Source organism: Streptomyces sporangiiformans, assembly GCF_005768555.2.
Lineage (GTDB): Bacteria > Actinomycetota > Actinomycetes > Streptomycetales > Streptomycetaceae > Streptomyces > Streptomyces sporangiiformans.
In genome coordinates, this window is sequence record NZ_VCHX02000049.1 from 19,363 (window position 1) to 38,480 (window position 19,118).

Below are 19,118 nucleotides of genomic sequence, written 5' to 3' on the forward strand. Positions count from 1 at the left end.
CACTACCCGCCTGAGGGCAGATCGGTGCGCGGAGCGGAGGCCAGATGCACGCCGACCCTCTTGACCAGCAACGTCATCTCGTACGCGACCTGCCCGACATCCGAGTCGGCGGCCGCGAGGACGGCGAGGCAGCTGCCGTCGCCGGCGGCCGTGACGAACAGGAAGGCGTCATCGAGCTCGACGATCGTCTGCCGGACACTGCCCGCCTCGAAGTGGCGGCCGACGCCCTTGGCGAGGCTGTGGAATCCGGAGGCGACGGCAGCGAGGTGTTCGCCGTCCTCCCTCGTCAGGTCCTTGGAGACCCCCGTGGCGAGACCGTCGCCGGAGAGCACGACGGCCTTGTGGATGCTGGCGACGCGATCCACCAGGTCGTCGAGGAGCCAGTTGAGTTCGCCGGATGCCTTGACGGTGTGGCCGGCGGCCTTCGGTGCGGTCATCGACCGTCCCCCTTAGTCGTTCCTTGTGCTGTGCCGTCCTGGGCCTCGTCGCCCGCGGCGTTCTCCTCGCGGCCGCGCTGCCAGCCTCGCTGCAGCGAGGCCATACGGCTGCGCACCTGGTCGGCGTCGCGCTCTTCGGGCTCCTTCCCGTCCCCGGCGCCGGCTGTGTCGCGATCGGTGCGCCGGTCGGGGCCGTCCCTCAACTGTGGCGCCAGGCTGGCCTGGCGTACGCGGCGGGGCAGTGGGGCCGTGCCGCCCTCTCCTGCCGGGATGCTGGGGCGGCTGTCGCCCGCAGCGGTGCCGCCGGGCGGTGTGCGGCTGGGGAGGAGCGGGGCGGCGTCACCGGCGGCCGGTTCGGCGTCAAGCCGTGCGGCGTCGCCGGACTCGGCTGTCCCGTCCTGCGGTGCCCTGCCGGGCTCCTCGCGACGGTTCGCCGGTTCGGCGCCGCCGTCGGGCCGGCCATCCGCCTCGCCGCGGTGCGCCGCCGACGAGTCCGCCGTTTCCCGGCGCGCCGGCAGCCGTCGGGCCGCTCGCGAACGCTTGGGCAGCTTCGGCAGCTCCTCGAGCACGCCCGGCCGTTCGACCCCCTCGAGCGCCCCTGAGGCCGATTCCGTCGGCTTCTCGGCTTCCACGGGCTCGGAGGATTCCGCACGCCGCGGCTTCGTCTGGGTCACGGGGCGGCCGTGCGAGCTCACGAGTTTGGGCGTCCTGCGGCGCGGGAGCGGCACGGGGTCGCCCGGATGATCGCCGTCGCCCGGGCGGGCCGGTTCGCTGGGGGCCTCGGGCGCCTGCTGGTGCTGCTCGCCCGGTATCGGGACTCCGGCGATGGAGCGGCGCGGGCGGAAGATGCCGCCGCGTTCGCTGTCCTCGTCGCCGAGGGCGCCCGGGAAAGCGCCGCCGAGGGCACCCAGGTCGACGGGAGCCTCCAGCTCGACCGGCCCGTCCAGGATGGAGGCCGGCAGCCCGGGGAGCTGATCGGAGGCTTGAGGGAGCGCGTTCGTACGGTTCTCGTCGTCCTTTTTCGCGGAAAGCGCGCGGTCGAGGCGGAAGCCCACGCCGTTGGTGTCGGGCACGTCGTCCGTCAGCAGCGCGTCGGGGATGAAGACCACGGCGGTGGTCCCGCCGTACGGGGACGGCTGCAGGGAGACGCGTACGTTCTGCCGCTGGGCGAGGCGGCTGATCACGAAGAGACCGAGTCGGTCGGTGTCCGACAGCTCGAACTCCGGGGTCTCGGCGAGCCGCAGGTTGGCGTCGAGAAGCGCCTCGGGGGCCATGCCCAGACCGCGGTCGTGGATTTCCAGCGTGAACCCGTTGGCGACGCGCTCGCCGACCACCTGGACGGCGGTGTGCGGAGGCGAGAACACCGTGGCGTTCTCCAGAAGCTCGGCCACGAGGTGGGTGAGGTCGGCGACGGCCGGGCCGGTGACGGCCATACGCGGCAGTCGGCGTACCTCGACGCGCTCGTAGTCCTCGACCTCGGCGACGGCGGCGCGGACGACGTCCATCAGCTGGATGGGCTTGCGCCACTGCCGGGAGGGGGCCGCTCCGGAGAGGATCACCAGCCCCTCGGCGTGGCGGCGCATGCGCGTGGTCAGGTGGTCGAGGCGGAAAAGGTCGGCGAGTTCGTCCGTGTCCTCGGTTCTGCGCTCCATGGTGTCGAGCAGGGTGAGCTGCTTGTGGAGCAGTACCTGGCTGCGGCGGGCGAGGTTCACGAAGACCTCGGAGACGCCACCGCGCAGTTCGGCCTGTTTGACGGCCGCCTCGACCGCGGCGCGCTGAAGGGTGTTGAGGGCCTGGCCGACCTCGCCGATCTCGTTCTTGTCGTACTCCAGGCGCGGCACCTCGGTCTCCACGTCGACCTGTTCGCCCGCGGAGAGGCGGCGCATGACGCTGGGCAGCCGTACGCCGGACGCCTCGTGGGCCTCCAGACGCAGCCCGCGAAGGTCGCGGATGAGGCCGCGGCCGATGCGTACGGACATGAAGAGCGAGATCAGCAGCGCGGCGAGGCCCAGCACGCCGGCGACGACTGCCTTGACGATGATGGCGACCGCCACGGGCTGGACGCGGTCCTGATAGCGGTCGTCCGCCTCGTTGCCGAGCTTGCCCAGCCCGTCGAGGACATGGCCTGCCGCGCTGTCCCAGCTTTTCGCGGTCACTCCGCTCGGGGAGCCGCCGGGTGTGGAGGTGATGACGGCCTGCTCCGCCACGCGCAGCGGCGCGGTGTCCGCGTTCTTCCAGTAGCGCACGAAGCGTTCGCGCTCCGAGGAGGGCAGCAGCGGCAGGTTGATGTCGTACATGACGGTGCGCTGAGCGACGAGGTCGGCCACGTCGCGGGCCTCCTCGCGGGTGATCCGGCCGGCGACCAGGGCGGAGCCGAGCAGGGCGTCCTCGCGGGCGAGCAACTCGCGGGCACGCGACACATTGACGAGGGCACGGCCCTGCTTGTCCAGCTCCACCTCGTCGAGGACGTGGAGGTTGCCCATGAAGGCGTAGCAAGGGTCGACCAGCCGGTTGTAGAGGTCGAGCGCCTGGGTGCGGCTGACCGTTCCGTCCTCGACGCTCCGGCGCAGCGAGTCGATGCCGTCGAAGGCGTCCAGGACCGCGGTGAGGCGCTCCCCCAGCTCCGGGCCCATCTCGTCCCGCAGGTCGCCGTCCTTGGCGTTCTTGCGGATCTCCGCCATGGCTTCGTCGGTGGCGGTGCGGGTGCGGCGCAGATCGGCGAGGGCGTCGGAGGCACGTGGGTCCGCGAGGTAGACGAGGGTCTGACGGCGTTCGTCCTGCAGGACGCGGACGACGTCCCCGGTGGGGTAACCGACCTTCTGCACAACGGAGGTCACGTTGAACAGCTGATTGGCCTCACGGCCCGTGAGTACGGTGGCGAAGCCCCAGATCGCCGTCAGGGACACCAGCGGCACGAGGAGTAGCGCCACGATCTTCCGGCGGATGGACTTCCCGCGAAAGCGCATGGCCTCCCCCAGCTCGGCCCCCGGCGGCCGGGGGCACACACGTGCGTCAGCAAACGGCGTGAGCCTACTACTGAGGCACAGGGAACTCGAAGGCCCGTCCGGACGGAGTCCGGCCGCGTTCCCTCCGCGTCGAGAACGGGACATCCGGAGTTGTCCGTTCATTACGGGAGATTGCCTCCCTGCGTACGGCACACAACGCCGGGCTTCAACCCGTTCAAGGACCTGGTCAGTTGGCCGGAATTTTGCGTTCGTCGGGAATCTTCGGGGTACTTGGATCGTCTGTCTGTATGGGAGTTGGACGCGCGATCACATCAGACGCCACATGCCGCACTCAGGTGGCATAAAAAGGCGCAAGCCGGGCAGCCAATGGGAAATCGGAGTCGCGTGAGACCCGGAGCGAAGCTGCTGGGCGGTGGGGAGTGACGAGTTGATGGGCACGGCGGAGCGGCGTGAGACGACCGATGGGGGTCCCCCCGCTCAAGCGGAGACAAGAGCGGGCGCGGGTGCCGCGACAGCCGTGACGGAGCGGCGCGGCGAACGGGCTCAGGCACCGGATCGCGACAATTCGGCGGAGGAGCGCCAAGAGCGGGCGCGCTACAGGACGTTGTGGGTCGAGGAGCCCGCGGACAGACGGCGGCTGCCCGATCCGGTGCGCACATCCGCGGTACGGGCCGTCATCATCATCGCCGTCACCCTGATCCAGGCGATGGTGGCCTTCCTGTCGACGCTGGCCGGTTCCTGGCTCGCGTTTCCCATGGTGCTGAGCAGCGTGGTGAGCACAGTGGTGGCCACCTGGGGTGCGCTGGACGTATGGGTCACACGCCAGGTGTGGAACCAGCGCAACGGCGTGGTGTCCATGCCGAGCAGCACGGCGCGGGCCCTGCGGCGCGAGCGGCGCAAGGCCCGGCGCCAGGAGCGGGCGAGGGACCGGGCCAAGGAGCGGATACGCCGGCAGGGCGGCGCGGGGCAGTTGTCGCACTCCTGAGAGGCGGTGCCGCACTTCCGGGTGCGGCCCCCACCTCACCGGGCCGTCGTTGCCGCCACCGCGCTTGCCCCGCGCCCCAGTTCGCGTCTGGCGCGCAGGAGAACCGGCGGGGGCGGTCCACAAAGAGCACCGCAGTCATAGCGGCCTTCGCGCTCGTACAGGGCGAGGAGGCCGCGCGCGTCCGGCGCCCTTCGTCGCACACCACACCCGTCGTGCAGCGCGAGCGCCAAGCCCGCCGGCCGTGCGGTGTTGGGGCGGGGGCCGATGTGTGGACCCCGGTGAGTAGCGGCCGGAGAGGGAGGCACCGACCACGGTCACGGTCCTCGTGCGCGCGCCCTTTTGAGGCTCGGGACGGCGCGGCGCGCGGGGAGGCACCGCCGTTGAGGGGCCGTCAAGATCCCGGCCAAGGTCTCGCTCAAGGAATTATGGAGAGCCCGCTCGAGCGACCAAGGACCGAGGAGAGCACGATGTCCCCCACATACGACGTCATAGTGATCGGCCTGGGCGGCATGGGCAGCGCCACCGCCCACCATCTGTCCGCGCGCGGCGCCCGCGTGCTCGGCCTGGAGAAGTTCGGGCCGGTCCACAACCGCGGCTCCAGTCACGGCGGTTCGCGGATCACCCGGCAGTCCTACTTCGAGGACCCGGCCTACGTACCGCTGCTGCTGCGCGCGTACGAGCTGTACGACGAGGTGGAGCGGGCCACCGGCCGGGACATCGCGACGCTCTGCGGCGGCGTGATGATCGGCCCGCCCGACTCGCTGACCATCTCCGGCTCGCTGCGCTCGGCCAGGCAGTGGGACCTGCCCCACGAGATGCTGGACGCCCGTGAGATCCGCCGCCGCTTCCCGACCCTGAACCCGCACGACGACGAGGTCGCGCTCTACGAGCGGAAGGCCGGACTGATCCGCCCCGAGAACATGATCGCGGCCCATCTCCAGCTCGCCACCCGGCAGGGCGCCGAGCTGCACTTCGACGAGCCGATGACCCGATGGGAGCCCTGCAAGGACGGTGTGCGCGTCCACACGGCGGACAACACCTACACCGCGGGCCAGTTGGTGATCTGCCCGGGCGCGTGGGCGCCGCAGCTGCTCACCGATCTCGGGGTGCCGTTCACCATCGAGCGGCAGATCATGTACTGGTTCCAGCCGACCGGCGGCGTCCAGCCCTTCGCGCCCGAGAACCACCCCATCTACGTCTGGGAGGACGCCGACGACGTCCAGATCTACGGCTTCCCCGCCATCGACGGCCCGGAGCTGGGCGCCAAGGTCGCGTTCTTCCGCAACGGCACCGAGTGCACTCCGGAGACCATCGACCGGACGGTCCACGAGCACGAGATCCAGGCCATGGCGGACCACATGTCCCGCTGCATACCCGCCCTGCCCGGCTCCTTCGTCAAGGCCGCCACCTGCATGTACTCCAGCACGCCCGACGAGCACTTCGTCATCGCGCGCCATCCCGCGCACCCGGATTCCGTGACCGTGGCCTGCGGGTTCTCCGGGCACGGCTTCAAGTTCGTGCCGGTCGTCGGCGAGATCGTCGCCGACCTCGCCCTGACGGGCACCACCGATCACCCGATCGACCTGTTCGACCCCCGCCGCCTCGCCACCGCGCCCGCCTGAGGAGTACCCACGCGAGGACGACCCCGCTCTCTCCGGGCCCGCTCCGCCCGATGACGGAGGACCGCACGGTCGTCGAGTGCGACTGGATGTACGCTCCCGAGGTCGTCGAATCCGGAGCTGATGTGTCCAAATCAGTCGAACTGTTCCACCGTGTTAGCGTTCAGGACTTCGACGCCCGCGAGCGCACTCAGCCCGCCATGAGTTCGCGGGCCCACCGCTCGGGCGGCGTGCTGGTTCCCAACGAGCACCACATCAGCGCGTTCCGCCACTGGCTGGCACAGCGGCTCAGCACCGCGGACGGCACCGAGGGCGTCCCGGAGAACGCGATGAGCACGGAGAGCGGAGAGCACGGACAACGCGGAGAACGTACATAAGGCGAATGATCCCGTGCCGCTGTGAACCACATCACAGCGTGCCCTGCTCATGAATGACGTGGGCAGTCATGGGCAGGCGCCCCACCCCCGTCTCGCGACCATCCGGTGGCTTCATCGGGCCGGGTACCCTCCCGGCACGCACGACAAGGAGCAAGAAACCGAATATGGCCCAGCAGGAGACAGACGACTACGACTACGTGGTCGTCGGCGGAGGTACCGCGGGTTCTGTCGTCGCCTCCCGCCTCACCGAGGACCCGTCGGTCCGCGTGGCCGTCATCGAGGGCGGCCCGTCCGACGTGGACCGACCGGAGGTGCTGACACTGCGCCGCTGGCTGGGCCTGCTCGGCGGCGATCTGGACTACGACTACCCGACGACTCCGCAGCCCCGCGGGAACTCCCATATCCGGCACAGTCGCGCACGGGTGCTCGGCGGCTGCTCGTCGCACAACACCCTGATCAGCTTCAAGCCGCTGCCGTCCGACTGGGACGAGTGGGCCGAGGCGGGCGCCGAGGGCTGGGACGCGGCGTCCATGGACCCGTACTACGACCGGCTGCTGAACAACATCGTCCCGGTCGACGAGAAGGACCGAAACGCGATCGCGCGCGACTTCGTCGAGGCCGCGCAGGAGGCCGTGGGTGTGCCGCGCGTCGAGGGCTTCAACAAGGAGCCCTTCCACGAAGGCGTCGGCTTCTTCGACCTCGCGTACCACCCGGAGACCAACAAACGGTCCTCCGCCTCCGTCGCGTATCTGCATCCCTTCCTGGACCGGCCCAACCTCCATCTTCTGCTGGAGACGTGGGCGCTCCGTCTGGAGACGGCCGGCGGCCGGGCCACGGGGGTACACGTCCGCGCCGAGGACGGTACGGAGACGACCGTCACCGCGGCCCGCGAGGTCATCGTCTGCGCGGGCGCGGTGGACACCCCGCGGCTGCTGATGCTCTCCGGCGTCGGCCCCAAGCGGGACCTGGAGGCGCTCGGCATCCCCGTCGTCCACGATCTGCCCGGCGTGGGCGAGAACCTTCTCGACCATCCGGAGTCGGTGATCGTGTGGGAGACCCACGGCCCTCTGCCCGACAACTCCGCGATGGACTCCGACGCGGGCCTGTTCGTGCGCCGGGACCCGGCCGCCAAGGGCCCGGACCTGATGTTCCACTTCTACCAGACGCCGTTCACCGACAACCCCGAGCGCCTCGGCTACGAGAAGCCGCGGTACGGGGTGTCGATGACCCCCAACATCCCCAAGCCGAAGAGCCGCGGCCGTCTTTACCTCACCAGCGCCGACCCGGCCGTCAAACCCGCCCTCGACTTCGGGTACTTCACCGACGAGGACGACTACGACGGACGCACCCTGGTGGACGGCATCCGCATCGCCCGCGAGATCGCCCGGACGGAACCGCTCGCCTCCTGGCTGAAGCGGGAGGTGTGCCCGGGGCCGGAACTCACCGGCGACGAGGAACTCGGCGAGTACGCCCGCAAGGTGGCGCACACCGTCTACCACCCCGCGGGAACCTGCCGCATCGGAGCCGGCGACGACCCGCTCGCCGTGGTCGGTCCCGATCTGACGGTGCGCGGGCTGAGCGGTCTGCGGATCGCCGACGCCTCCGTCTTCCCGACCATCCCTGCCGTCAACCCGATGATCGGTGTCTTCATGGTCGGCGAGAAGTGCGCCGATCTGCTCACCCGAACCACCCCCGGAGACGATGCCTGATGTCCACGTCCATGACGAAAGAGGAACCGGTGCAGGACACCGCTCCCGTGTTCTCCGTACGCAATCTGTGGAAGGTCTTCGGGCCCAAGGCCGGGCGCATACCGGACGACGGCGAACTGGCGGATCTGTCGGCCGACGAACTGCGTCGGCGCACCGGCTGCACGGTCGCCGTGCGCGATGTGACCTTCGACGTACGGCAGGGCGAGGTCTTCGTCGTCATGGGCCTGTCCGGCTCGGGCAAATCCACCCTCGTGCGCTGTCTGACCCGGCTGATAGAACCCACCTCCGGCGCGCTGGAGATCGACGGCGAGGACGTCCTCGCCATGGACAAGGCCCGCCTGCGTGAGCTGCGCCGGCACCGGGCGGCCATGGTCTTCCAGCACTTCGGGCTGCTGCCGCACCGCTCGGTTCTCGACAACGTCGCCTACGGCCTGGAGATCCAGGGCGTGGACCGGCTCGAACGCCGTGCGCAGGCCATGAAGGTGATCGCCAAGGTCGGCCTCGACGGCATGGAGCACCGCCGTCCCACCCAGCTGTCCGGCGGCCAGCAGCAGCGCGTCGGACTCGCCCGAGCGCTCGCCGTCGACCCCGAAGTCCTGCTGTTCGACGAGCCGTTCAGCGCCCTGGACCCGCTGATCCGCCGCGACATGCAGGAGGAGGTCATCCGCCTGCACCGCGAAGAGGGCCGCACGATGATCTTCATCACGCACGATCTGAACGAGGCGCTCAGGCTCGGCGACCGGATCGCGCTCATGCGCGACGGGAAGATCGTGCAGTGCGGCTCCCCGGAGGACATCGTCGCCGCCCCGGCCGACGACTACGTACGGGACTTCGTCCGCGACGTACCCCGTGAGCAGGTCATCACCGCCCGCACCGCCATGCGTCCGGCGCGCGACGACGAGGCGGAGAGCGACGGCCCCGAGGTCACTCCGGTATGCACGGTCGCCACCGCCATCGAGGCCGTCGCCCGCTCCGGCGCTCCGGCGCGGGTGGTCGACAACGGCAAGCTGCTCGGTGTCGTCGACCACGAGGCCCTGCTCGCCGTGGTGGCGGGTCTCGACAGATCGCCGAAGGCGGGTGCGGCCGCATGAGCGCCACGACCCCCACCAAGGCGGACAGACCCAACCCGGAGAAGGTCGATTCCCCGCCGGGCGGTCCCGGCTCTGCCGGTGGCTGGACCGGTGTCAGGGCGCGGCTGTCCGTCATGCGTCCCGTGAGCCGCCGGTTGACCGGCCTCGCCGCCCTCGCGATGGTGCTGGTGCCCGTCGCCGCCGTGCTGTGGGGCAGTGGCAGCTGGCCCGGCGCGCTGGGTGTGGACGTCTCGGGGCCGCTCGACGACCTCAGCAAGTGGATCGTCGACAACCGCGACACCAGCCCGATCTTCCTCTACTTCCTGCTGCACATCAGCAACACCTCGCTTGACGCCGTCGACGGCGTCTACCAGCTGCTGGACTTCCTGGGCTGGACCGGTGTCACCGCCGCCGCCGTACTGCTCGCCTGGCGGGCCGGAGGAGCGGGCCGGTCCGGGCTCAAGGTCGCCGCCATCGCGCTCGGTGCCCTCGCCGGCTGCGGTCTGCTCAACATGTGGGAACCGGCGATGGTGACGCTGTCCCTCATGGTCGTCGCGGTCGCCGTCTCCGCGCTGGTCGGTTTCCTGCTCGGCCTCGCCGCCGGCCTCTCGGACCGGGTCGACCGGGCCCTGCGCCCCGTCCTGGACACCATGCAGGTGCTCCCGGCCTTCGCGTACCTCCTCCCCTTCGTGCTGATCTTCGGCACCGGCTCACCCGCCGCCCTGCTCGCCACCGTGATCTACGCGGCACCCCCCATGGCCCGGCTCACCGCCCTGGGTCTGCGGGGCGCCGACCCGGCCGTGCTGGAAGCGTCGGCCTCGCTCGGGGCAAGCGGCTGGCAGCGGCTGCGCACGGCCAGGCTGCCGCTGGCCCGCAAGGAACTGCTGCTGGGCCTCAACCAGACGATCATGATGGCCCTGTCCATGGTCGTCATCGCGTCGGTGATCGGCGCCGGCGGCCTCGGCGACGAGGTGTACTCCGCGCTGTCCACCGTCGACGTCGGTGCGGCGCTCGCCGCGGGCATACCGATCGTGCTGATCGCCGTATGGCTGGACCGCACGACCGAGGCCGCGGGTGAGCAGCTCGGGGCGCCGCCCGCGGCCGACGGCCCGCGTGTGCTGCGTCTGCCGGTGTATCTCGGCGCACGTCCGCTGCGCCTCGGCTCCCGGCTGCTGTACGCCGGTCGGATCCGGTGGATCACGGTCACCGTGAGCACCGTGGCCACCGCCCTCGGCACCGTGGCCGCCCTTGTCGCGGGCAAGATCGCCGGTGCGGCGATGTGGCCCGACGCGTGGACCTTCGACGTCTCGAGCCCTGTCAACGACTTCCAGACCTGGATGGTCGACCACATCCACGCCGGCGTCCCAATCCTCGGCGGCACCGAGGTCTGGGCGTCCAACTTCACCTCCTGGGTGCTCAACCCGCTCCGAGACGTCCTCCAGGGCGCCCCGTGGTGGTCACTGCTCCTGCTGGTCGCGGGCCTCGCCCTGCTGGCCGGCACCTGGCGCACCGCGCTCGGCGCGGCCGCGGCCCTGGCGGCCACCGGTGTGCTCGGTGTCTGGTCGATCACCCTGGACACGCTGTCGCAGGTCCTGGCCGCCGTGGCGCTCACCCTGGTGCTGGGCGTCGTCATCGGCATCCTCGCCGCCCGCGTCTCCTGGGTCGAGCGCGCGCTGCGACCGGTGCTGGACGTCCTGCAGACCCTGCCGCAGTTCGTGTACCTCATTCCCGTCGTCGCACTGTTCGGCGTGGGACGCGCCGCCGCGATCACCGCGGCCGTCATGTACGCCCTGCCCGCCGTGGTCCGCATCACCACCCAGGGCCTGAAGCAGACCGACCCGGCCGCACTGGAGGCCGCCCGCTCGCTCGGCGCCACCGGTATGCAGCAACTGCGCCAGGTCCAGCTGCCGTTGGCCAGGCCCGCGCTGCTGCTCGCCGTCAACCAGGGCGTGGTGCTGGTGCTGGCCGTCGTCATCGTCGGCGGCCTGGTCGGCGGAGGGGCACTCGGCTACAACGTCGTGTTCGGCCTGTCCCGCGGCGACCTCGGGGTCGGCCTGGTGGCGGGCGCCGCGATCGTCTGCCTCGGTCTGGTCCTGGACCGGGTGACCCAGCCCGCCCCGGCGCGGAGGAAGGACGGCTAGACCCCAGTCAGGGTCGGCCGAGCCGGTCGACTCCCTTGCAGGACACGCAAGTTCACCACTGATCCAGCACAGGCAAGCACGCCCGACCGCAGGCAACCGCAACCGGGCTTGAGCAAGCTCTTGAGCAAGCTAAGGAAGAATTCATCGTGCAGACCAGACAGCGTCGCATATTCCGTACCGCCCTCGCCGTCGCCGCAGGCCTCGGCCTGACCGTCGTCGCCGGCTGTGGCGCGGCCGACACCGGCAAGTCCACCTCCGCCGGCGGCAACGACACGATCACGCTCACCAAGCCCTCGTGGGTGGGCGCGGAGGCCAACGTCGCCGTCGCCAAGTACGTGTTGGAGAACGAGCTCGACTACAAGGTCACCACCAAGCAGATGGGCGAGGTCATCGCCTGGGACGCGCTGGGCAAGGGCACCATCGACGCCATCATGGAGGACTGGGGCCACCCCGAGCAGGAGAAGCAGTACGTCGAGGAGAAGAAGTCCGTCGTGGCGGCGGGCGATCTCGGTGTCACCGGCCACATCGGCTGGTTCGTCCCCAAGTACTGGGCCGACAAGAACCCCGACGTCACCGACTACAAGAACCTCGACAAATACGCCGACCAGCTCAAGACCTCGGAGAGCGGCGGCAAGGGCCAGCTGCTCGAAGGGTCCCCGGACTACGTCACCTTCGACGACGCCATCATCAAGAACCTGGACCTGAACCTCAAGACGGTCTACGCGGGCTCCGAGGCCGCCCAGATCACCCAGATCCAGCAGAACGCCAAGGCCAAGAAGCCCTTCCTCACCTACTGGTGGACCCCGCAGTGGCTCAACAACGTGGTGGACATGGTCGAGGTGAAGCTGCCGGCGTACAAGGAGGGCTGCGACGCCGACCCGAAGAAGGTCGCCTGCGCCTACCCCAACACCCCGCTGCAGAAGTACCTCAACGCCGACTTCGCCAAGGACGGCGGTAAGGGCGCCGAGTTCCTCAAGAACTTCAAGTGGACCGCGGAGCAGCAGAACGAGGTCGCCAAGATGATCGCCCAGGACAAGATGTCCCCGGACGCGGCCGCGAAGAAGTGGGTCGACGCCAACCCGGACGTCGTCAAGGCGTGGCTGCCGTAGCCCAGGGCACAGCTGCCACAGCCCAAGGCCCTGCTGCCGTGACCCACGGCACTGGTGCCGTAAGCCAGGCCCTGCTGCCGTGACCACGCGCGCCTCGCTCTCATGAGCGGCCGCGCGAAGCAACGGCGTACCGCGTGCGCCCGCCGCCCCGATTTCCCCCGCCGACCGCTCGCTCCGGAGCCGGAGGCGGAGGCCGGTGGTCGGCGGGGCACGCGGTCGGCCCCCTCCCCCGCCCCCTGGGCCTGTCCCACCCTCTCCCGCCGGACAAGCCCTCGGGTCCCGGACGCGAGTGAAGGAGTCACCATGCCGGACCTGTTCATCGGCGGCGCCTGGACCGCCGCTCTCGACGAGCGAACCCGTGAGATCCGCTGCCCCGCCGACGGCAGTCCGGTCGCTGTGGTCGACGAGGCGGGAGGCAAGGACACGGCCTTGGCGATCGCCGCCGCCCGGCGTGCCTTCGACGAGGGGCCCTGGCCGGGCACCCCGGCCGCCGAGCGCGGCGAACTGCTGCTGCGCGTCGCCGATCTCCTGGTCCGCGACAAGGCGACGCTGGCCCGCGCCGAATCGCTCGACACCGGCAAGCGGGTGGTCGAGAGCGAGTACGACATGGACGACATCGCCGCCTGCTTCCGCTACTTCGGCCGCATTGCGGCGGAGGTCAGCGACCGCGCCGTCGACACCGGCAACCCGGGCGCCGAAAGCCGCGTGGTGTACGAACCGGTCGGCGTCTGCGCCCTGATCACCCCCTGGAACTACCCCCTCCTCCAGACGGCCTGGAAGGTCGCCCCGGCCCTGGCCGCCGGAAACACCTTCGTCCTCAAGCCCAGCGAGCTCACCCCGCACACCGCGATCCACCTGATGCGGCTGCTCGCGGAGGCCGGACTCCCCGCGGGGGTCGCCAACCTGATCCTGGGGCCTGGCCCCGAGGCCGGCGCCCCGCTGGCCGAGCACCCCGACGTCGACCTGGTCTCGTTCACCGGCGGCCTCCAGACCGGCCGGCGTCTGATGGCGACGGCCGCGGGCACGGTCAAGAAGGTCGCCCTGGAACTCGGCGGCAAGAACCCCAACATCGTGTTCGCCGACGCCGACTTCGAGACCGCCGTCGACATGGCACTCACCGCCGTGTTCCTGCACTCCGGGCAGGTCTGCTCGGCGGGCGCCCGGCTGCTGGTCGAGGACTCGATTCACGACCGGTTCGTCGACGAGGTGGTGCGCCGGGCCCAACTGATCCGTCTGGGCGGCCCGTTCGACGACCACGCCCAGACCGGTCCGCTGATCTCGGCGCAGCATCTCGCCAAGGTCGAGGCGTATGTCGCGGCGGGGCTCGCGGAGGGTGCGGTACTGCGCTGCGGTGGCGCCCGCCCCACCGACCCGGCTCTGGCGGACGGCTACTTCTACCTGCCCACCGTTCTCGACGCATGCGACGCAGGCATGTCCGTCGTCCGGGAAGAGTCCTTCGGTCCGGTCCTCACGGTGGAGCGGTTCACGGACGAGGCCGACGCGGTCCGCCTCGCGAACGACACGATCTACGGCCTCGCCGGCGCCGTCTGGACCTCCGACCAGGAGCGCGCGCAGCGCGTGGTGTCCCGGCTGCGCATCGGCACCGTCTGGATCAACGACTACCACCCCTACGTCCCGCAGGCGGAGTGGGGCGGTTTCAAGCAGTCCGGCTTCGGCCGCGAGCTCGGTCCGACGGGGCTGGCGGAGTACCAGGAGCCCAAGCACATCTGGCGCAACATCCACCCGGCCCCTCAGGGCTGGTTCTCGTGATCCACCCGTCGCGGTCGCGCGGCGCGGCCCGGTCGCTCAGGTCGTGCCCGGTCGCTCAGCCGTGGCCGGGCGTTCAGCCGTGGCCGGGCGTTTGAACATCCGGGTCGCCGTGATCTCGCTGTGCACCGCCTCTCCCTCCCCGGCCGGGGCCTGCTGCGGCAGTCCCGGCCGGAGGTGTTCCTCCACGCTGATGTACTTCAGGCCCGCCCGTAGGTCGGCGTCATTGCGGAGCCTGATGACGAGCGGGAACTCCGCGAGCGCGGTCGTGTCGAACAGGCCGGTGGTGTAGAGGAGTTGGACGCCCAGCGCGTCGGACACAGCCCTCTGCAGTTCCAGCAGGTACGTAGCGTTGGCCCGGCCGATGGGGTTGTCGAGGAACAGCGTGCCCGCGTGCCTGTGCCTGTCCCGGCCGCGGTCGTTCGAACGGAGCGCGGCCATCGTGCAGTACAGCGCGATGGCGGCGGTGAGCAGCTGGCCGCCGGAGAACACGTCGCCCATCTGTCCGACGGGGACGCGCTCGGCGCGCAGTACGGCGTCCGGCTTGAGGATCTCCACGGCGACGCCCTTCGGTTCGAGGGCCGCGCTGACCCCGCGCAGCAGCAGCGACATCCCGTCGCGGCGCAGGTCGGAGTTCTTCTTGACGGCCGCGCGGGTCGCGTCGTCGATGACCTCGCCCAGCCGCTCGGTGAGCGTGGCCTGGTCGGGCTCCTCGAAGCGGATGCGCAGAAACTCCTGCCCGGACCACTCACCGAGTCCTTCGGGCAGACGTGACAGCCGCTGGGCGGACCTGAGCGTCGCCAGCGCCGACTCCACGAGCCCCCTCAATCGGTCCACGATCGAGTCCCGGTTGCGCTCCAGCTGCTCCAACTCGTCGGTGAGGACACGCAGTCGGGGTGCGAAGGCGTCCGCCCACTTCTGGGCGTGCTCGGGCAGCGAGGACGCGGGCAGCTCGCGGATCTGCTGCCGGGCCGGGGTACGGACCTGTTCGTAGCGCGTCGAGTTGGCATGCCGTACGAGGACGTCGCTCGCCTCCCGTACGGCGGCCTCGGCGGCGGAGAGATCGGCGGCACAGCCGCGCAGGGAGCGGCGGGTCTCGGCGGCGGACTGCCGGGCTTCTTCGAGCGTGCCGGGGTAGGGCTCGGTCTCCTCCGGCTCGTCGTCCGGCGCGTGCTCGCGCAGGAGGTCCCGCAGCAGGGCAGCCGTCTCGTCGAAGCCGCCGGCCGCGTCCTCGGCGGCGCGGTGGGCGTCGAGCAGCTCGGCGTGGGCCGCCCGGGCCTGGCTCAACGCCTCGGTGCGGGTGGCGAGTTCGGCGGTGGCCGTGCGCAGCAGGCTCTGTGCGTGCTCGGCGTCGCGCGGGACCAGCTCCTCCGGCAGCTCGGTGTGCGCCTCACCGTCCTCGGGGGCGTGCCGCTCGGCCTCGCCACGCAGCCGCCCGAGCTGTTCGCTCGCCGTGGACATACGGGTCTCGAGCAGCTGGACGAGTTCCTCGGCACGGGCCGCCGCGGCCTGCCGGGACGGCCCGTCGGATCCGTCCGGGGACTGAAGGAGCTGTGCCGCGCGCGTGCGCACCTTGTTGCTGAGCCGGTCCAGCTCGGCGAGCGCTGCGCTCTCGTCGCCCTCGGCCCGCGCCTGCTCCGCGCGCAGATCGGCGCCGACGCCGACCTTCTCGTAGAGCTGCGAGGCGGCGCGGTAGGCCTCTCGGAGGGCAGGCAGCGAAGGCTTGGGGTGCGTCCCGTCGGAGGCCTTGTGGCCGCCCTCGCCTTCGCCCTGAGGCGGCCCCTCTCCCGATACGTCGTCGGGGACGCCCGCGATCTCCGCGCGCTCGGCGCGCAGCGTGCGGGCCGTTCGGCGGGCGTCGTCGGCTGCGCGCTGGGCGGCACGCCGGTCCTCGTCGGCGGCCCGGGCCCGCTCCAGACAGGACTGGGCGCGGGCCTCCGATTCCGTTGCCTCGTCGGCGAGTTCACGCAGTTTGACCTGCCAGCCGGCGCGTTCGCGCAGCCGGAAGGCGAGTCCGGCGAGCGCGTCGGCGGCGCGCCGGGCGCGCTGCGCGGCGTCCTGTCGCTCGTCCCGTACGCGGCTCGCGTCGGACGCGGCCTCGTCGACCTCCGCCCGCGCGGTACGCGCGTCGGCGAGCTCGGCCTCGGCCTCCTCGGCGAACGCGCGCGCTTCGTGTGCGGCCGCGGCGAGTTCGGCGAGCCGTCCCGCCGGGCACCCGGTCCGCCAGGACGCGAGCCGGGCCGCCAGCTCCCGGTCCTTGGCCAGCCGGGCCGCCAATTCCCGGATCTCCTCGTCCCGTTCCGTCGCGCGCGTACGCAGCGCCTGCCGCTCCTCGTCGGCGGCGTGCTCGTCGTGCATGGCCGGGTTCGGCGGTACGAGGAACACATCACCGCCCCCTTCGCCCGCTCCGGGCGCCGGGGTCGGGGCGAGCAGCGCTGCGGCCGTGCCGACGGCCACGGCGGACCGGGGCAGGAGCGCGGCGTCGGCGAGGGCTTCGCGGGCCCGCGCGTGTGTGTCCGGGTCCGTGATGATCACGCCGTCCACCAGCTCCGGCCGCGCGGCCAGCACGCGCGCGTGGTCGACGGGGTCGACGGCCTGCGCGAGATAGCGCCAGCCGGGGAGCGCGGGGATGCCGTGCTCGCCCAGGTATTCCACGGTGGCCAGGACGTCCGGACCGGGGGGCAGCAACCCGCCGTCACCGAGTGCGCCGAGGATCCTGGCGTCATCGGCCGCGGCGGTCCGCAGGTCGAAGAGCTGCCGCTCGGCGGAAGCCACCCCGTCGTCGAGCAACTGCCGCAGCTCGTCGGCGTAACGGTCCAACTCCTCGGCGGCGAGGGGACCTTCGGCCGACGGCCGTGCGTCGGCGTGGACGACTGCGCCGGCACCCTCACGCGCGGCGGCGCTGTGGCCGTCAGCGGCGCCTGCGTCCCGGGCGGCACCGGTTTCACCCGCCGCCTCGGCCCCGCCCCGCGCGGCAGCCGCGCCGCCGTGGGCCGCCGCGGCACCAGCCCGGCCGTCCCCTCCCGATCGGGGCATCGGCACCCCACCGCGAGCCGGGTTGGGGGCACCCGGCAGGCTGAGCAGCTCCGCCAGCCGCTCCTCACGGGCCAGTGACTCGGCGGTCCGCCGCTCCGCGTCGTACGCGCGCTCGGCAGCCGTGGCGGCGTCTGCCGCGCGCGCCGCCGTGAGTTCGGCGCGGGACTCGGCGGAGGCCGCCTCCCGGGCCTGCTCCGACGCCCGGTGGGACGCTTCGCGGGCGCTGTCCCACGCGGCGACGGCGGTCTTCTCGGCGTCGCTGGCCGCAAGGGCCGCGCGCGCGGGGTCGGCGTCGGGCGCGGTGTCGTCGAGCCAGCCGGCCCGGACCGCCTCGGCGGTCTCCTGCTCGACCTCGCTGAGCCGCTGCCGCAGATGGCCGGCCTCGCTGCGGGCGCGCTGCGCCTCGGTGGCGGCGGCCGTCGAGTCGCGGTGGGCGGTCTCACCGATCTCCTGGAGCGCGGCGGACCGCTGCTCCTCCTCGTTGGCGACCGTCTCGGCCCCTTCGGCCGCGCCGTGCAGCGCACGCACGAGGTCGACGGCCGCCTTGGCGCGCGCGGCGAGTGCGGGCGCGGCGTCCCGCTCGGCCTCGCGGATCGCGGCGGCCACCCGCGCGGAACGGTCGGCGGCGGCACGGTGGCGCAGCACGGCCTCGGCGGCCTGCCACGCGGAGTGCAGCGTGCGCGCGTCGGCGAGCTCGCGCTTCTGCGCCGCCGCTGCCTTCTCGGCGCCGGCGAGTGCCAACGAGGCGTGGCGGTAGGCGAGTTCGGCCGCGATCAGCGCACTCCTGGAACTGGCGCTGTCGGCCTCGGTGACCGTGTGCGCGGCGCCGGTGACCTGCTGGGCGAGGTCGGCGGCGCGGGCCCGCTCGCGCACGGCGCGCGCGGAGAGCCGCCGGGCCAGCGTGCGCGTACGCCGCTCGGCGGCGGTGTGGATGTCCCGCGCGCGGGAACGCGTCCCGGCCGCGTCGACGATCCGTCCGAGCAGATCCACGGATCCGGCCGTGAAGTCCCGCTCGGCGATCAGCTCGGCCCGCCGCCCCAGCTTGTTGCCGAAACCGCCGACCAGGTCGGCGAGCCCGTCGGTGTCCCGGGTGTCGGTGACCGCGCGCAGCAGCAGGTCGGTGAAGTCGGAGTCCTTCTTGACCGCGAAAAGTCCTGCCGCCTCGCCCTCGTCGGCGTTCATCTCCCGCTGGTAGCGGAAGAGTTCGGGGTCGAGACCGAGGTCGCCGAGGTGCTCGTTCCAGCGGTCGTGGATGTCCTCCCAGTGCACCGCGAGGTGCGGGTACGCCTTGCCCGCCTCGGTGATCGCGTCCCGGAAGCCCTTCATCGTGCGGCGCCGACCCTGCGCACCGGACACGCCCTCGACGGAGCTCCGTACGGCGGTGGCCTCGGCGACCGGCAGGTTGTCCAGGCTCAGGCCCGGCCCGGGCCGGAAGGAGTACCAGGCTTCCGCGAACTTCCGCGGGTCGTTGGACACTTGGCGCCCGCGCCACTCACTCACCTTGCCGACGACGACGCACTCACCGGTCAGGGTGTGCTGCCACTCCAGCGCCACGTGCCCGCAGTCGTCGGCGAGCAGGAACTTCCGCAGCACACCGGAACTGGCGCCGCCCAGCGTGTTCCGGTGTCCCGGCAGCATCACCGAGAAGATCAGCTTGAGGAGTACGGACTTGCCGCCGCCGTTCTCCAGGAAGAGCACGCCCGCGGGCGCGGGACGGCGCGGCGGGCCGACCGGCTCCTCCTCGAAGAACTCCGCCTGGGTGGGCGCGGGGGCGGGCACGGGGTCGCCGACGCCCCGCAGGTCCAGCACGGTGTCGGCGTAGCGCGCACCGGCAGGCCCGATGGAGTAGAGGCGGACCCGGGACAGCTCGTACATGGCGGCGGACTCTCGTCATCGGAAGGG

At 71.7% G+C, this 19,118-nt stretch carries 10 protein-coding genes and 1 pseudogene; 8 read left to right on the plus strand and 3 right to left on the minus strand.

The window, feature by feature from the left end; all coding sequences use genetic code 11:
- Nucleotides 1-2 precede the first annotated feature (2 nt).
- Together FGD71_RS04605 and FGD71_RS04610 are read right to left on the minus strand one after the other, a co-directional pair.
- Nucleotides 3-437, minus strand: a complete 435-nt coding sequence (locus FGD71_RS04605) for a roadblock/LC7 domain-containing protein (protein ID WP_119099085.1) — start codon at nucleotides 435-437, stop codon at nucleotides 3-5.
- Nucleotides 434-3,403 carry a sensor histidine kinase gene (locus FGD71_RS04610; protein WP_119099086.1) on the minus strand — a complete coding sequence of 990 codons (2,970 nt, stop codon included), beginning with the start codon at nucleotides 3,401-3,403 and terminating at the stop codon, nucleotides 434-436. The genes FGD71_RS04605 and FGD71_RS04610 overlap by 4 nt, the downstream gene beginning before the upstream one ends.
- 430 nt (nucleotides 3,404-3,833) lie before the next feature.
- Between FGD71_RS04610 and FGD71_RS04615 the strand changes: the two genes are divergently transcribed.
- From FGD71_RS04615 to FGD71_RS04650, 8 genes and pseudogenes are all read left to right on the plus strand, one after another.
- Entirely contained in the window at nucleotides 3,834-4,388 is a 555-nt protein-coding gene (locus FGD71_RS04615; protein ID WP_119099108.1) for a hypothetical protein, read from the plus strand.
- A 467-nt stretch (nucleotides 4,389-4,855) separates the two neighbouring features.
- Complete coding sequence (gene solA / locus FGD71_RS04620; RefSeq protein WP_119099087.1) at nucleotides 4,856-6,010, plus strand: N-methyl-L-tryptophan oxidase; 1,155 nt, start codon at nucleotides 4,856-4,858, stop codon at nucleotides 6,008-6,010.
- A 47-nt stretch (nucleotides 6,011-6,057) separates the two neighbouring features.
- Nucleotides 6,058-6,384, plus strand: a pseudogene (locus FGD71_RS04625) (SRPBCC family protein); the annotation flags it as partial.
- 164 nt (nucleotides 6,385-6,548) lie between these two features.
- Entirely contained in the window at nucleotides 6,549-8,093 is a 1,545-nt protein-coding gene (locus tag FGD71_RS04630) for a GMC family oxidoreductase (protein WP_119099088.1), read from the plus strand.
- On the plus strand, nucleotides 8,093-9,184 hold the full coding sequence (locus FGD71_RS04635) for a quaternary amine ABC transporter ATP-binding protein (RefSeq protein ID WP_119099089.1): 1,092 nt from the start codon (nucleotides 8,093-8,095) through the stop codon (nucleotides 9,182-9,184). Before FGD71_RS04630 ends, FGD71_RS04635 begins: the two co-directional genes overlap by 1 nt.
- Nucleotides 9,181-11,304 carry an ABC transporter permease gene (locus FGD71_RS04640; RefSeq protein WP_119099090.1) on the plus strand — a complete coding sequence of 708 codons (2,124 nt, stop codon included), beginning with the start codon at nucleotides 9,181-9,183 and terminating at the stop codon, nucleotides 11,302-11,304. Before FGD71_RS04635 ends, FGD71_RS04640 begins: the two co-directional genes overlap by 4 nt.
- 146 nt (nucleotides 11,305-11,450) lie before the next feature.
- Nucleotides 11,451-12,413, plus strand: a complete 963-nt coding sequence (locus FGD71_RS04645; RefSeq protein WP_162931025.1) for an ABC transporter substrate-binding protein — start codon at nucleotides 11,451-11,453, stop codon at nucleotides 12,411-12,413.
- Between the two features lie 303 nt (nucleotides 12,414-12,716).
- On the plus strand, nucleotides 12,717-14,183 hold the full coding sequence (locus FGD71_RS04650; protein WP_119099091.1) for an aldehyde dehydrogenase family protein: 1,467 nt from the start codon (nucleotides 12,717-12,719) through the stop codon (nucleotides 14,181-14,183).
- 36 nt (nucleotides 14,184-14,219) lie between these two features.
- Here the strand turns inward: FGD71_RS04650 and FGD71_RS04655 are convergent, their stop codons facing one another.
- Nucleotides 14,220-19,091, minus strand: coding sequence for a hypothetical protein (locus tag FGD71_RS04655; protein ID WP_119099092.1), 4,872 nt, complete (start codon nucleotides 19,089-19,091; stop codon nucleotides 14,220-14,222).
- Nucleotides 19,092-19,118: the final 27 nt, after the last annotated feature.